The organism is Pannonibacter sp., from assembly GCF_051860505.1.
GTDB lineage: Bacteria > Pseudomonadota > Alphaproteobacteria > Rhizobiales > Stappiaceae > Pannonibacter.
Window position 1 is genome coordinate 130363 of sequence record NZ_JBHYDX010000006.1, and the last position, 14961, is coordinate 145323.

Genomic DNA, 14961 nt, shown 5'->3' on the forward strand with positions numbered 1-14961 from the left:
GATCGCGCAATCCCGACACTGTCGCCGCCGTAGGACTGGCGCCTTAGCCCTGGGAGAATCTGTATGTCGGTGACGATTGAGTATTTTTATACGCACGTTTCTCCTTGGGCCTATTTCGGCCATGCAGCTTTTCTGGATCTGGCGACCTTGCATGGGGCAACCGTCGTGTTTCGGCCGGTCAATCTCGGCGGGGTCTTTGATGCCTCGGGCGGCATGCCGCTGGCCAAGCGTCACCCGGTTCGTCAGGCTTACCGGTTGATCGAGTTGCAGCGCTGGCGCGACAAGCGCAATCTGCCGCTGAACATTCACCCGAGCCACTTTCCCGCTGATCCGACCCTCGCGGATTGCTGCGCGCTCGCCCTTATTGAGCAGGGTGGGCCGGTCGCAGCCTTTTCGGACAAGGCCTTCCGCCATATCTGGGCTGAGGACGGCGATCTCAACGACCGCGCCAGCCTGAAGGCGCTGGCGGATGCTGTCGGAGCCGATGGCGAGCAGATGCTGGACCTGGCGGACAGCGCAGAAATCAAGGCGGTCTATGCGGAAAACCAGGCCCGCGCTGTCGAACTCGGGGTGATCGGATCGCCTTGTTACGTGCTCGACGGCGAGCCGTTCTGGGGACAGGATCGTCTCGATCTGCTGGCCGATGCGCTGGTCAGCATGCGCGCGCCCTACAAGCCTGTGTAATTCCCGCCGTCCTTTCGACATAGACATGCGTTACAGCTATGCTCAATCTCGCGCTCTCGATGCAGTGAGTGGCAAGCGCGTTTGGAGAGTGTTGCAATGGCACGGATCAGCCCTTTGGCATCTCAGGGAAAACGAGTTGCGCGCGCCAGCGGCGTGGCTCTGCTGCTCGTCCTCGTCAGTCTCACAGCCGTCTCGGCGGAGGGACAGGCCCTGAAAGCGCCTGCCTTGGTGACTGGCGACGACCCGCAACGTTTTGCACTGGTTGAAGTCGAGGGCGAGTATCTGCGCCTCGACCGACGCCTGGGCGATATCAGCACCTGCAAGAAGCTGAACGATGTCTGGCGTTGTTCACCCGCGCCCGATGCCGAGCTTGCCTATCTCGCGGAGATCGAACGCCTGTCTGCGGAAGTCACGGAGTTGAAGGCGCGGCTCGCCAGTCTGGGCATGACCCCGAGCGATGGCGCAACCCCGATGCCCCTGACCGGCAAACCGGAACAGGACGCGCCGAAGGCCGAGACACCTAAAAATGAGCCCCTGCGCACTCCGCGCTTGTCCGAAAAGGACGAGAAGGAACTGGAGGAAGTGCTCGGCTTCACTGAAATGGCCATGCGCCGGTTTTTCGGCCTGATGCGCGAGTTCCAACAGGATCTGGACGGAACCGCGCGTCCCTGACCGCCTTCTCCCCCGAAGGCAGACATTCTAGTCCATCTTGATGCGCAGGATCGCTTCCCGTTGTTCCGCGCCAAGCTGGATAGCCTTTCTCGTTTCCTGGTGCATGGGCAGCACGACGGCATCGCACAGCGCAACAAGACGCGCGGTCCGCGCTTCGAACAGGTGATGGCGCATTGAAAAGGTACTGGCCTGGCAACCGGTGATGCCACTCGCCACAATGACGCTGTCGCCGGCCTTGATCGGCCCTGCCCAGGACAGTTTCATTTCCACGGCGACCCGGCCGGCCTGCATCGAAGCCAGCGTGGCCCGGTTCAGCGGTGTACGTTCCCACACGAAAGGTGCCGCTTCGGTGAAGCAGCCCAGTGCAAAGCCGTCGTCTGCCTTGCCGTCCGCACCCAGATGTCGCGACAGGACTGTGGCCCGGTGACTGACCTCGGCTCCACTTGCGAGGATACCGTCCAACGTTGAGCGCAGGCTTGCCGGTGTCGCCGAGAGCCCGCGCGGGGCGGCGGCTTCCGGCATGGGGCCCTGGCTGTCCTTGAACCGGGCTCGCAGTGTACGGGCCGCTTCAAGAGCAGGATTATAGCCGTCAATCGCGGTGGCGATCAGCGTGCCGCTGGTGGCATCGCGCATTTCATGGACGACGGTGAGAATATGCGGACCATCGAAACAGACATAGGCGCTGACACGCAACAAGGTTCCGGATCGGGCTTCGTGATGGTAGCGGACATGCCGGACCCGCCGCGCCCCGACAAGAGATTCGCTGAAACCGGTCAGAAGGCGAAACTGACGTTCGGATTCCTCGAAGCGCGAAAAGTAAAACTGCACATTGAGATGGGCGTTCTCGTCAAGCTCCCAAGCGTTGACGAGCGACAGCAGTGTATCGTGAGCTGGCATGGTCCGGGCAGTTCCATTTCTCTATGCAGGAAAATACGAAGCGGTCGAGACCTGGACACGACTCAACCAGCATCACTGCATACTTACCCTGAGGAAATTATCAATGAGATTGTTGCTTTCTAGTGAAATAGAGAGCCCAAAGTTCTGAAAGACATGGCATCCGCCGGGGAAAATGCGGATTTCTGCCTTGTTGCCGCTGCTGATCCACCGGCTTGCCATGAACATCGTATCGTCCAGCAGGGGGTCGCGAGTGCCAACCGTAAAATGTGCCCTCGGCATACCTTTAAGGTCTGCAAGCAGGGGCGAGATGTCCGGTTGGGCCGGATCATGCCCGTGGCTCAGGTAGTGGCGCACGAACATGTCGAGGTCTCGGGTGTTCAGGACGAGCTTCTCACTCCCCCAGGTGCGGGCGCTTGGCGTCAGGCGCAGGTCGAAGCAGCCCGCGATGAAAACAGCTGCACGAAAGGGCGAAATCTGGTGACGGTCGCGCAGCCGCAGCAGCGTTGCAGCGGCCAGGTTCGCGCCTGCACTGTCGCCGCCAATGGCCAGTCGCGACACTCCGAGTTCGGCGCTGCCGGGTCCTGCGAGCCAGAGCGCGGCACTCTCACAATCGTCTGGTCCGCAGGGATACGGGTGTTCAGGGGCGAGGCGATAGTCAACAGAAATCACGATCAGGCCGGTGCGGTCGGCGAGTTCGATGAGCCGGGCGTCCTGGAGGTCGGCACCGCCAAAGGTCCAGCCGCCGCCATGGATATGCAGGAAGGCTCCGCAAATCTCGCCGAGCGGCTTCAGGATCCGCAGCTTTACCGGACCATGCAGGCCATCGATGACCCGGTCGACGGCTCTTGGGCTTCTCTCAGGTGGCGGGAATGGCCCAAGCCCCTGTTCCCGTCGTTCGCGGACGACCTGCGGGGGAAAGCTCCACTGATCGGGCAGGGCGGCGAGCCGGATCGACAGATCATGATTGAAGGCGCGTGTCTCCTCCGTTGCCGCTGCGGGATCAAATACGGATGGGTCGAGTGTGAACATGCGGCCTCGCAAATCTGGCATCAGCATGTCGAGGCTAGAGCTTGGCCTTCCAACTGCCAAGCCGGTCGCTCCGATATCCCAAGAGCTTCAGACAGAAAGCCTGCGCGCACCTTGTCCGCGAGGCTTGCGCATGTGGCGCGCTGGCAACATAATCTGCCGCGCTTTGCGGTTGCGGGAGGAGGCCGGTCCGCGAAGCGATGCGGTGGCCTTTTTTAGATATGCATCCACCTTGAGCAGAGGTGCATGCAAAGGTCGGCCATGATCGGAGCTGGGGCACTGTGCAGGGGCAATGTGCAAGTGCCTTGCGCAGCAAGCGCCCGGTTGGAAGAAAAGCAGGCCACAAGGGGGGCAGAGGGTTTTGGCAGATACCAGCTACCAGTTCATTATTGCGGATGACCATCCGCTTTTCCGTGGTGCGCTGCGCCAGACCCTCGAGATGCAATATCCCGGCGCACAGATTGTTGAAGCCGGTGCCCTGGAGGATGTGACCGGCCAGCTTGATGGCGAGGACGATGTTGATCTCGTCTTACTGGACCTGACCATGCCCGGGATGCGCGGGTTCTCCGGCTTGATGTATTTGCGGGCGCAGTTTCCATCGGTGCCGGTCGTGATCGTGTCGGCCAACGAGGAAGCCGGCGCGATCCGCCGCAGCATCGAATTTGGCGCCTCGGGCTTCATCCCGAAGTCGCGCGGCATCGAGGTCATTCGCGAGGCGATCGCCGCTGTCATGCAGGGCAATGTCTGGACACCGGCCGATGTGGATGTCACGACCCCCGACGAAGGTGCCGATGTGGTTCGCCGTCTGGCGACCTTGACGCCGCAACAGGTCCGGGTCCTGATGATGTTGTCGGAAGGTCTGCTCAACAAGCAGATTGCCTACGAACTGTCGGTGTCGGAGGCGACCGTCAAGGCACATGTCTCGGCCATATTGCAGAAGCTGGGCGTGGAAAGCCGAACCCAGGCCGTGATCGCCGCCTCGAAGATCGAGGCCGGCCAATGGCAGATTACCGATAATGACACTGTTTGATCTCTTGCTCGGGTGAGCGATCGGACTGAGAGCAACTCGTTGCCGCTGCAAGGCCGGTACCATTAATCCGCATTTGCCAATCCACTTTACCCGCCATTCATGACAGGTGCGGTACACCTGACCTTGGGGAAACAGAACAAGGGTCCATGCGCAAAGGCGTGGTCGGGGTGGAATGGTCAACTGGTTCAAGGGCGGTACCGGGGTGTTGACCCGGTTGCGCAACATCTTTCCCGACCCGGCTTTACCGGGCCATCAGGAGAGTATGGTCGAGCGGCAAGCCCTTGCTGTCGCCTTCGGCGGCTCGGCAGGTGACGAGGCCCTGACGCGCCGTGTCCATGCGGCGCAGGTCGGGGCAATCCTCCGGCTGGCGCCCTACACTTTTTTTGCCAACCTGTTCAATCTCGTGATCCTGTTCCTGGCGCTGGCGGGAACATTCCCGTTCTGGCTCGCACTGACCTGGGCCGCGGCTGTTCTCGTGGTCCTCTCGTTCGGGCTGCGATCCTGGTGGAGCAATCTGAAAAGGCCGATTATCGCGGCCTCGCCGCGCGCGTTACGGGCGGCGACATACCATTCGGGTATTCTGGCGGCCCTGTGGGCCTGTGGGCCGCTGGGCGTCATGATGACGGATGATCCGTCGAAGTTTCTGGTTATTGCCTGCATCACCACCGGGATGATCTGCGCGGGCGGGTTTGTTCTGGCAACCGTTCCGGCCGCCGCAATTACCTGGGTTGCGGTCATCGCAATCTCTGCGGCCTGCACGCTGGTGGTCGAGGACACGCCGGTGACCCTGTCGATCCTGGTCCTGCTCGCGACCTACTGCATGATCGTCATAGGCTCGGTGATCTCCACGTCCCGGTTGTTCGTGACCCGTTTCATGGTCGAGGCAGAACTGCATCGACGCGGTGAAGTCATTCATCTGCTGCTGAATGACTTTGAGCAGTCGTCCAGCGATTGGTTGTGGGAGACCAATTCGGCCGGGGTTCTGCAACGCGCTTCCAGCCGGTTCAGTGAAGTCTGCGGCTTGCCGCCGGAAGCCCTGCAGGGGCGGCGGCTGAGCGAGATGCTTGCCGGAGCCAAGGATCCGGCCAATGGCTGGGGTATATTGGCGGAGTTGATGGAGCACCGTCAGGCGTTCCGCGAGCATCCGGTTCCGGTCAAGATCCGGGGTGAGGCAAGGTGGTGGGCCCTGACCGGGCGTCCTGCCTTTGACGAACGCGGACGCTTCAAGGGGTATCGCGGCGTCGGGTCGGATATCACCGAATCCCGCCGGGCGCAGGATCTCGTCACCTACATGGCCGAACATGATGCCCTGACCGGCGTTGGCAATCGCAACTGGTTGCTCTCGCGCGCCCAGGACGCCATGGCGGAAGCGTATGCCGAGGGAACCACGCTGAGCCTGCTGATGGTTGATCTCGACAACTTCAAGGCAATCAATGACACGCGGGGCCATCCGGTCGGCGACGAGATCCTCAACCGGGTCGCGCAACGGTTCAAGACGGTCTGCGATGGCCGGGCGGATCTGGCCCGCATCGGTGGTGATGAGTTTGCCGTGCTTCATGTCAGTTCCTGCCGGGAGGAAACCGAACGCCTCGCGACGCAACTGATCGAGATCCTTGACCAGCCGATCACGACAGAACATGGCGGGCACGCAATCGGGGCCACCATTGGCATTGCCTCCACTCCGGGGCACGCCGAGACCATCGAAGACCTGATGCGGGTTGCAGATATTGCCCTGTACCGGGCCAAGCGCGCTGGCCGTGGCCGGGCGCTGTATTTCGAAGTGGAGATGGAGCGCGAGGTTCGGGAACGGCGCGAGCTGGAAAATGCGCTCCGTTATACCCTCGAGCGCGGTGGCTTGTCGCTGGCGTTCCAGCCGATCGTCTCGGCCCGTTCCGGCGAAGTGGTTTCCTGTGAAGCGCTTCTGCGCTGGGAGGATCCAGGCTTCGGCACCGTTCCGCCCTCCCTGTTCGTACCGGTGGCTGAAGAAGCGGGTCTGATCGTGCCGATCGGCGCCTGGGTCCTGCAGGAGGCCTGCCGTCGCGCCATGGCGGCCGATCCTCAGATCGACATTGCCGTCAATCTCTCTCCCCTCCAGTTCGCAGCGCCCGGCCTGGTCGATACGGTGCGCCAGGCTCTGGACACTTCCGGCCTGCCGCCGCAGCGCCTGATTCTCGAAATCACGGAATCGGTCCTTATCCAGGACTTCGGCTCGACGGCCACTACGCTGGCAGAGCTTGCAGCCCTTGGGGTGCGCATTGCACTGGACGACTTCGGCACCGGCTATTCGTCCCTGTCCTATCTGCGCCAGTACAAATTTGACCGCATCAAGATTGACAAGTCCTTCGTCGCCGAGATCGGGCGCGGCGGCGAGAGCATTGCCATCATTTCAGCGGTCATCATTCTCGCGCGCAGCCTCGACATGGAAGTGACCGCTGAAGGCGTTGAATCCGAGGCCCAGGCCGAAATGCTGCGCCTGATGGGATGCGACACCCTTCAGGGCTACTACTTTGGCCGCCCCGCTGCTGACTTTCCGCAAATGCTGCCCTCAACGCCCGCCCGCCAGGCTTCGGCCTGATCTGGCCTATTCAGCGGGCAGGAGTTCGGCCCGGCAACGGGCCAGATGCGCGCGCAGCGCTGCCGGCTTCACCGGCTTGTTGATCAGTGCGATGTCCCGGTCCTGCGCCTCGGCGCGCACCGGACGGCTGCGATCGGCGGTGATGAGGATCGCCGGGATATCTGCGCCGAACTTCCAGCGCAACCGCACAACACAGTCGATGCCGTTGCCCTGATCGAGGTGATAGTCCACCAGCATGATATCCGGCGCCCGCCCGGCTTCTGCAATGCGTTCAATGGCCTCTACGTCATTCGCAGCCGTCATCGCCGTGCAGTTCCAGCTCTCTAGCAGGCGCCGCATGCCGTCGAGAATGTTGGGCTCGTTGTCGATGGCCAACACAAGCAGCCCGTCCAACTGGCCGGGAATGGCGGTAGGTTCCGGGGGCAGGATGGTTTGTGGCAGCGCAGCGGCCGTCGGCAGTTCCACTGCGAAACACGATCCCTTGCCACTGCGGGAGCGCAGGGTTACCGGATGATCGAGGACGCGGCTGATCCGCTCGACAATGGACAGGCCGAGCCCGAGGCCCTTGGCCGCACGCATGCCTTCGTCGAGACGGTGAAACTCGAGGAAGATCGCCTTCTGCTTCGAGGCCGGAATCCCGAGCCCGGTGTCATGCACCTCCACCACCACCCGGCCCGCATGCCGGCGACAGCCAACAAGCACCTTGCCCCGACTGGTGTATTTGACGGCGTTCGAGATGAGGTTCTGCAACAGCCGCCGCAGCAGCCGCCTGTCAGAGCGCACCGACAGGGACGGGGCGACAAAGGTCAGTTCGAGACCCTTTTCCTGCGCCACCGGCTCGAACTCCAGCCGCAGGCTCTGCAGCATTTCATCGAGCCGGAAGATCGTGTGTTCGGGTTTCAAGGCGCCGGTGTCGAGCCGGGAAATATCGAGCACGGCGCCGATGATATCCTCGACCGATTCCAGCGACGCTTCGACATTGCGCACCAGGTCGCCGACGTCCCCCTCCTGATACCGGTTTACCAGAACGGACGCATAGAGCCGGGCGGCGTTGAGCGGTTGCAGGATGTCATGGCCGGCAGCGGCCAGAAACCGTGTCTTGCCGATGTTTGCCTCTTCGGCCGCATGGGTCGCCGTCACGAGCTGGTGGTTGACGCGCGTCAGTTCTTCCGTCCGTTCCCGCACCCGCCGTTCGAGCGTTTCATTCGCCCGTGCCAGCGCCTCCTCGGCCAGCACCCGCTCGGTGATATCCGTGAAAGTGGTGACGATGCCCCCATCGGGCATCGGGCTGATACGCACTTCCAGCACGGTGCCGGACAGGAGCAGTCGCTCCTGGAAGGTCTCCTGCCGGATCACCAGCTTGTCGAGCCGATCGGAAATCACCGCTTCCGTGGCCCCCCCGGCCAGTTCTCCCCGTTCCGCATTGAAGCGGATGATGGCATCGAGCTGGGTGCCGACCTGGCCAAATTCCGGAGGTAGTCCCAGCAGGTCCCGGAAATGCCGGTTCCAGCAGATCAGACGCAGGTTCACGTCAAACACGCCGATGCCCTGCCGGACCTGATCGAGCGCGGTCTGCAGCAGGTCGCGGTTGTACTGGATCGCCTCGGAGGCGTCGTCCAGCAGCTTCATCGCGCCCTTGATGTTGGAATCCCGTCGCTTCAGCATCAGCGACAGCACCAGTCGCGAGGAGGCCGCGCCGATGGCCGAGGCCAGAAGCTGTTCGGAGTAGCGCAGCATCTGCGCGTCTGCGGTGGCGTTCTGGTCCAGCGTCAGACCGCGTTCCCGGGCGTAGCGTTCGAAGGATCGCTCGGTGCGTTCGACACCGAGATAGCGGGCGACGGTCGACTTCAGATCGCCAATGGTCACATTGGTGCGCCACAGCCGCAGCGAAGGGGTTGGCAGGATGTCCGGCGGCACGAAGATGTTGGCCTGCAGTCGTTCCGCCGGCTCCGGCGTCCGGCTCAGCGAAAAGCCGATATAGCAGGCGATATTGACCAGCAGGCTGAAAGCGACCCCATGCAGGAACGGATCCGCTTCGATGCCGAACAGGGCCTGCGGCCGCAACAGCTCCAGTCCGAACGGGCCGGTATCGAGAAAGCTCTCCGGGAACAGCCCGGACCGGGCGAATGTCGGCAGCAACAGGGTGTAGAGCCAGAGGCCGAAGCCACTGGCCATGCCGGCAATCGCCCCGCGCGCGGTCGCCCGGCGCCAGACCAGCGCTCCAACGAAGGAGGGGGCGAACTGGGCGATGGCCGCGAATGACAACAGGCCGATGGAGGACAGTGCCGCCGTATCGCCGGCCGCGCGGTAGTAGGCATAGGACAGCAGCAGGATGAACAGGATCGCGGTGCGCCGGGTCCGCAGCAACAGCCGGCTCATGTCGCGCGCCGGGGCCCCGGCCGCCTCTTCCTGCGCCCTGCGCCTGAGGATCAGGGGGACGACGATGTCATTCGAGATCATGATCGACAGGGCAACCGTCGCCACGATGACCATGGCCGTGGCTGCAGACAGGCCGCCAATGAAGGCAAACAGGGCCAGCAGGCCTTGCCCTTCGGAAATGGGCAGCGCCAGCACATAGGTATCGGCATTGACGGACGCCGGCAGGGTGAGCAAACCGGCAGCGGCGATGGGAATGACGAACAGGTTGATCAGGACGAGATACAGCGGAAACAGCCATGTCGCCCGGCGCAACTCAGCCTCCGAGTTGTTTTCCGTGACGATCACATGGAACTGGCGCGGCAGCATGAGAACAGCGATGGTCGACAGGGTCGTCATCGCAATCCAGTTGCCGGTATCAATCGGCTGGGCAAAGACCTTTGCGGTCTCCGGATGCGTCGCAATGGCGGCGACGAGGTCGAGCGGTCCCTCGAAAAGCCCGTAGGTAACCCAGATGCCGACGGCCAGAAAAGCAATCAGCTTGACGATGGCCTCCAGGGCAATCGCCAGCATCAGGCCTTCCTGGTGCTCGGTTGCATCGATGTGGCGTGTTCCGAACAGCCAGGCGAAGCCAGCAAGTCCGATGGCAATCAGCAGGGTTATGTCGCCGAAGGATGTGACCAGCGACGTACCATCGGGAGGGCCGAAGGGGCCGATCATGGTTGCGACCGAGAGTGAGATCGCTTTGAGTTGCAGCGCTATGTAGGGAATGATGCCAATGACGGCGATGACGCTCGCCACGGCTGCCACCGTCTGGTGCTTGCCATAGCGCGCGCCGATGAAGTCCGCGATCGACGTGATCTTCTCAGCCTTTGACAACTGGACGATCCGCCGCAGGATCGGGAAGCCGAAGGCGAAGAGCAGAACCGGGCCGATGTAGATCGTCAGGAACTCGAAGCCGTTTCGCGTCGCCCCTCCGACCGATCCGTAAAATGTCCAGGATGTGCAATAGACCGACAGGGAGAGCGCATAGATCAGCGGGCGCCCCTTGCCGCCGCGCCACAGCCGCGCAGCCCTGTCGCCGTAGCTAGCGATGGCGAACAGCAGCAGAATGTATCCCAGCGCCGTCAGTGTGACGATCCAGCCATCCAGCATGGTCTGCCCGGTGTCCTGTCCCGATCTGGCGTCCAGATCCGGGCGCGGTAGTGCCGCTTTTGGTTGTTCACATACGGCAAACCGATCGAATGCCGCCTCCCAGGGTGATCGGACCACAGCTCGGGGGCACTGTCTATTCGCCTTCAGGCGGGGCCCTCTTCTGGATCGCATTCAGAATGTGTTAAGCCTTCCACCTGAGGGGCTGCGGCACACAGCGCATTGCCGCGCCTGGACTGCATGGGGAGCAAAACATGCTGAAGGAATTCAAGGAATTCGCCATCAAGGGCAACATGCTCGACATGGCTATCGGTATCGTCATTGGCGCGGCCTTCAGTGCGATTGTCTCGTCCATGGTCGATGACATCATCATGCCGCCGATTGGCCTGATCCTCGGAAATGTGGATTTTTCCGAGCTTTTCCTTGTGCTCAAGGAAGGCGCGGTCCAGGGGCCTTACGCAACGGTTGATGCGGCCAAGTCTGCCGGTGCGGTGACCTGGAACCTGGGGCTCTTCATCAACGCCGTGGTGAAGTTCACCATCGTGGCCTTCGCGCTCTTTATCGTGGTCAAGGGTGTCAACCGCCTGCGCCGCGAAGACGAGGGCAAGCCTGCCGCCCCGGCGGCTCCAAGCCGCGAGGAAGTCCTCCTCGGTGAAATCCGCGACCTGCTGAAGAAGTGAGGGTCGGTGGCATCGCTGGTTCTTGACTGGCGGTGTGTTTGCCTGACGCGGTCCCGGGTGGTGCGGGCAAAGGGGTCGCATGTCGCTTTCCGGGCCGGTCTTTGCCGGCCCGGCTTTCGCTCCGGTTTCATCTCAGAGATTTGCAGAAGGCAGTTTCGTGACCCAGTCGCTCTTGAACGCATTGCGCGCCGCCGCCAGACAAGCCCCGGAAAGCGGGATTGTCGAGGTCGTCAATGCCGCCCGCGGGCGCGCCGACCTGATCCCGCTCTGGGTCGGCGAAGGTGACCTGCCGACGCCGGAATTCATCTGTGAAGCTGCGGCAGGCGCGCTGAAGGCAGGCGAGACTTTTTACACCTATCAGCGTGGCTTGCCGGAGCTGCGCCAGGCGCTGGCGGATTACCACGCCCGCGTCTATGAGCGTCCCTTTGATGCCGAACGGTTCTTTGTGACCGGGTCCGGCATGCAGTCGATCCAGATTGCCGTCCAGATGATTGTCGGCGCCGGCGACGAGGTGCTTGTTCCGACGCCGGCCTGGCCCAACATCGCCGCTGCGGTGGGCATCTGCGGTGGGAACCCGGTGTCCGTGCCCATGCATTTCGGAACCCTTGGCTGGACCCTCGATCTTGACCTTCTGGCCGCCAGCGTGACGCCGCACACCCGGGCGATCTTTCTGAATTCGCCCAGCAATCCGACCGGTTGGGTTGCTGACCATTCGACCCTCTTGGCCATTCTGGCACTTGCCCGCAAACACGGGCTGTGGATCATCTCGGATGAGGTCTATGGCCGCTTCTACTATGGCGAAAGGGGGCGTGCCCCATCGCTTCACGACATTGCCGATGATGGCGATCGCATTCTTTATGTGAACACGTTCTCCAAGAACTGGGCCATGACCGGATGGCGCATCGGCTGGATGTCAGCCCCGGCAGAGCTGGGGCAGGTGATTGAAAACATGGTGCAATACTCCACCTCCGGTGTCGCGGCCTTTATGCAGCGTGCAGCTCTCGCCGCGCTCTCGCCGCAAGGCGATGCTTTCCTGGCCGAGCAGATTGCCCGGGCCGAGGCCGGTCGCAGGATCGTTTGCGATGCCATTTCCGGCTTGCCCGGGTGCCGCTTTGCAGAGCCGGAGGGGGCTTTCTATCTGTTCTTTGGGCTGGATGCGCATCCGGACAGCCGGCGGCTCGCGATGGATCTCGTGCGCGAGGTGGGGCTTGGTCTGGCGCCCGGGTCGGCGTTCGGGGCAGCGGGCGAAGGGTTCCTGCGCTTGTGCTATGCCCGGCGCCAGGACCATCTGGTCGAAGGCACGCTGAGACTGTCCAGGTGGCTTGCGGATTGATGAAAACGGCACTGGCAAGTTACGCAATTTCCCGTAAGATTTATAATTCATGCGTCACAAGTGGCGTATTGGCTGCAACCGCAGGCGGCGAGGGGCATGGTTGAGGGACCAACTCCACGCAAGGAACCAGTAGAGGACGAGCCAGTGTGGACGGTTTCAGGGGCGCGGCTCGAAGGTGTGCTGGACACAGCCGTCGACGGCATCGTGGTGATCGATGATCACATGCGGGTACTGGCCTATAACAAGGCCTGTGAACGTTTGTTCGGCTATACCGCATCGGAAACACTTGGGCAGAATGTGTCCATGATCATGCCGCGCCACTATGCTGAAGCGCATGATGGCTATGTAAAGCACTATCTCGAAACCGGTGAAAAGCGCATCATCGGCATCGGCCGCGAGGTGGCGGCACGCCACAAGGATGGCACTGAATTTGCGGTCGAACTGTCGGTCGGCGAGACCGTGACGCCGGACGGGCGTCAGTTTATCGGCATCTTGCGCGACCTGCGTCCGCGCAAGCAGATCGAGCGCAGTCTTGCCCAGGCGCAGGCACAGCTCCTGCACATGACCCGCATCAGTGCCATCGACGAGATGGGCGCTGCCATCGCCCATGAACTCAATCAGCCGCTGACGGCGGTCCTGCTTTATCTGCAGGCCGTTGTGCGCAAGGCCCGTGACCGTGAGTTGCTCGACGCACAGATGCTTGGCGTGATCGAAAAGGCCATGCGCGAGGCCGAGCGTGCCGGCGAGATTATCCAGCGGATGCGGCAACTCGTTGAAAAGCGCGAGCCGGAACGCTCAGAGACGGACATCGGACCGTTTGCCCAATCCTGTGTCGAGCTTGTCGAACTGGGCAGCATCGACAGCGAGACACTCTTCCAGACCGTAATCGATCCCCGGATGCCTCCGGTATCGATGGACCCGGTGCAGATCCGGCAGGTTCTGGTGAACCTGCTGCGCAATGCCCGCGAAGCTGTAGCGGCTTCGGAGGTCAAGCAGGTCCGCCTTGAGGTCACGATTGACGACGGGTTTGTCGAGTTCCGCGTGTCCGACAGCGGCCCGGGTGTGCCGAAGGAAGTCGTGCCGGAATTGTTTCGCGCGTTTTCAAGCCACAAGCGCAAGGGGCTGGGGCTCGGCCTCGCGATTTCCAGGACCATTGCGCAGAATCACGGGGGCGACCTCGTGCTTCGACAAGGTACAGGGCAGGGTGCGACCTTCGTGCTTCGGCTTCCTGTTGAATGCGGCATTGATAGTGCGCGGGCCCCGGATCAATAAGGGTAAGTGCGCAGTATTCTGATTCGTAAGTGAAAGGACTGAATGGCCATGAGCAACGTCAACACGGACGCAAGCCAGACCATCTATGTGGTCGATGATGATCCGGCAGTCCGCGACGCGCTCTCGGTGGTCTTCGAAATGGAGGGGTTCACGGTCCGCAGCTTTGCAGACGGCGATGCCTTCATTGAAGCGGTCAAGTCCCAGGTTCCGGCCAGCGTCATTCTCGATGTACATATGCCGGGGCGTTCCGGTATCGATGTGCTGAAGACACTGAGCGCTGACCACTATGATGCCCCGGTCTTCATCATCTCCGGGCAGGGCGATATTCCAATGGCTGTCGAGGCAATCCGCAGCGGAGCGTTCGATTTCATTGAGAAGCCCTTCAATGCTGACACGGTTGTCGAGCGGGTGCGGGAAGGGATTGCGGCTTTGGCGACCCGAAACGCTGCCGCTGAGGCCCATTCCGGGTTCCAGGGCGCCGAGCTCCTGACGCAGCGCGAGCGCGAGGTCCTGGGCCGGATTACAGCCGGCGCGTCGAACAAGGAAGCCGGTCGTGAACTTGGGATCAGCCCGCGCACCGTGGAAGTGCACCGGGCCCGCATCATGGAAAAGCTTGGTGCGCGCAACGCCGCCGACCTCGTCCGCATCGTCCTGGGACACTGAGACCGGCGACCGGCAACGCACGGAAACTACTCGCCGGGCCCTGGGGCGCGGCGACTTTCGTAGTAGTGCGTAGGTTACTCTGGCAAAGAAAGCCGTATAACTCAGAGAGCGAGCCCGAAGCGGGCGCCCTGGAGTTAGATCCTCGTGACGGTGCATATCATCGAAGATGATTATGGGGTTGCAGATGCGCTCGCAACGTTGTTGAGCGGCGTGGGGCATGACACCGTCTGCTATCCGGATGCAGAGTCGTTTTTTGAGGCAGCTCCGCCAGCTGCCGGAGATGTCGTTATCGTCGATCTGGGTTTGCCGGGATTGAGCGGTGTCCAGGTGGTGCGATGGCTGGATGAAATGAGAAATCCTCCGCGCGTCATCGTCATTTCCGGCCAGTCAAATGCGAATATCAGAAATATAATCTCAGAGCTTCGCCCAGTCGTGTTCTTGAGAAAGCCATTGTCTGAGGAGCTTATTGTTCCTCATCTGTGATAAGTTGCCGCATTTTTCTGAGGGTGTGATGCCAAATTCTTTAGTTTGGCTCTAAAATTCTACCTCTCTTTTCTCGCTGAAGCAATGAATCCGGGCTTCGTTTCTTTCCCGTTATGTA

The 14961-nt window shown here is 61.8% G+C and carries 12 protein-coding genes; 9 read left to right on the top strand and 3 right to left on the bottom strand.

All coding sequences use genetic code 11. From position 1 onward, the window contains the following. Nucleotides 1-63 precede the first annotated feature (63 nt). Nucleotides 64-684, top strand: coding sequence for a 2-hydroxychromene-2-carboxylate isomerase (locus tag ACTIFE_RS06220; protein ID WP_439528294.1), 621 nt, complete (start codon nt 64-66; stop codon nt 682-684). Between the two features lie 96 nt (nt 685-780). Continuing rightward, on the top strand, nt 781-1356 hold the full coding sequence (locus ACTIFE_RS06225) for a hypothetical protein (RefSeq protein WP_439528295.1): 576 nt from the start codon (nt 781-783) through the stop codon (nt 1354-1356). Nucleotides 1357-1383: 27 nt separating this feature from the next. Here the strand turns inward: ACTIFE_RS06225 and ACTIFE_RS06230 are convergent, their stop codons facing one another. After that, nucleotides 1384-2253 carry an acyl-CoA thioesterase gene (locus ACTIFE_RS06230; RefSeq protein ID WP_439528296.1) on the bottom strand — a complete coding sequence of 290 codons (870 nt, stop codon included), beginning with the start codon at nt 2251-2253 and terminating at the stop codon, nt 1384-1386. A 72-nt stretch (nt 2254-2325) separates the two neighbouring features. Beyond that, the gene (locus tag ACTIFE_RS06235) at nt 2326-3282 is read right to left on the bottom strand and encodes an alpha/beta hydrolase (protein WP_439528297.1); all 957 of its coding nucleotides are present in this window, start codon (nt 3280-3282) and stop codon (nt 2326-2328) included. Between the two features lie 358 nt (nt 3283-3640). Here ACTIFE_RS06235 and ACTIFE_RS06240 point away from each other — a divergent pair, with 358 nt between their 5' ends. Then, a complete protein-coding gene (locus tag ACTIFE_RS06240) occupies nt 3641-4309 on the top strand; it encodes a response regulator (RefSeq protein ID WP_439528298.1) in 669 nt (222 codons plus the stop codon). 172 nt (nt 4310-4481) lie between these two features. Further along, nucleotides 4482-6884 (top strand): putative bifunctional diguanylate cyclase/phosphodiesterase, encoded by a 2403-nt coding sequence (locus ACTIFE_RS06245; RefSeq protein WP_439528299.1) that lies wholly within the window; start codon nt 4482-4484, stop codon nt 6882-6884. 6 nt (nt 6885-6890) lie between these two features. Here ACTIFE_RS06245 and ACTIFE_RS06250 read toward each other — a convergent pair whose 3' ends face one another. Then, a complete protein-coding gene (locus ACTIFE_RS06250) occupies nt 6891-10415 on the bottom strand; it encodes a NahK/ErcS family hybrid sensor histidine kinase/response regulator (RefSeq protein WP_439528300.1) in 3525 nt (1174 codons plus the stop codon). 251 nt (nt 10416-10666) lie between these two features. Between ACTIFE_RS06250 and mscL the strand changes: the two genes are divergently transcribed. The 5 genes from mscL to ACTIFE_RS06275 all read left to right on the top strand — a co-directional run bounded on the left by mscL (nt 10667) and on the right by ACTIFE_RS06275 (nt 14843). Next, nucleotides 10667-11092, top strand: a complete 426-nt coding sequence (gene mscL, locus ACTIFE_RS06255) for a large-conductance mechanosensitive channel protein MscL (RefSeq protein ID WP_439528301.1) — start codon at nt 10667-10669, stop codon at nt 11090-11092. 157 nt (nt 11093-11249) lie between these two features. Then, nucleotides 11250-12425 (top strand): pyridoxal phosphate-dependent aminotransferase, encoded by a 1176-nt coding sequence (locus tag ACTIFE_RS06260; RefSeq protein ID WP_439528302.1) that lies wholly within the window; start codon nt 11250-11252, stop codon nt 12423-12425. Between the two features lie 144 nt (nt 12426-12569). Further along, complete coding sequence (locus tag ACTIFE_RS06265; protein WP_439528303.1) at nt 12570-13697, top strand: two-component system sensor histidine kinase NtrB; 1128 nt, start codon at nt 12570-12572, stop codon at nt 13695-13697. Nucleotides 13698-13745: 48 nt separating this feature from the next. After that, nucleotides 13746-14360, top strand: a complete 615-nt coding sequence (locus ACTIFE_RS06270; RefSeq protein ID WP_439528304.1) for a response regulator transcription factor — start codon at nt 13746-13748, stop codon at nt 14358-14360. Between the two features lie 144 nt (nt 14361-14504). Next, nucleotides 14505-14843, top strand: a complete 339-nt coding sequence (locus ACTIFE_RS06275; protein ID WP_439528305.1) for a response regulator — start codon at nt 14505-14507, stop codon at nt 14841-14843. The last annotated feature ends 118 nt before the right edge of the window (nt 14844-14961 follow it).

What these genes read in the sequence shown, in the direction of transcription:
- ACTIFE_RS06220 (WP_439528294.1), top strand. Translation starts at nt 64, where the DNA reads ATGTCGGTGACGATTGAGTATTTTTATACGCACGTTTCTCCTTGGGCC.
- ACTIFE_RS06225 (WP_439528295.1), top strand. Translation starts at nt 781, where the DNA reads ATGGCACGGATCAGCCCTTTGGCATCTCAGGGAAAACGAGTTGCGCGC.
- ACTIFE_RS06230 (WP_439528296.1), bottom strand. Translation starts at nt 2,253, where the DNA reads ATGCCAGCTCACGATACACTGCTGTCGCTCGTCAACGCTTGGGAGCTT.
- ACTIFE_RS06235 (WP_439528297.1), bottom strand. Translation starts at nt 3,282, where the DNA reads ATGTTCACACTCGACCCATCCGTATTTGATCCCGCAGCGGCAACGGAG.
- ACTIFE_RS06245 (WP_439528299.1), top strand. Translation starts at nt 4,482, where the DNA reads ATGGTCAACTGGTTCAAGGGCGGTACCGGGGTGTTGACCCGGTTGCGC.
- ACTIFE_RS06250 (WP_439528300.1), bottom strand. Translation starts at nt 10,415, where the DNA reads ATGCTGGATGGCTGGATCGTCACACTGACGGCGCTGGGATACATTCTG.
- mscL (WP_439528301.1), top strand. Translation starts at nt 10,667, where the DNA reads ATGCTGAAGGAATTCAAGGAATTCGCCATCAAGGGCAACATGCTCGAC.
- ACTIFE_RS06270 (WP_439528304.1), top strand. Translation starts at nt 13,746, where the DNA reads ATGAGCAACGTCAACACGGACGCAAGCCAGACCATCTATGTGGTCGAT.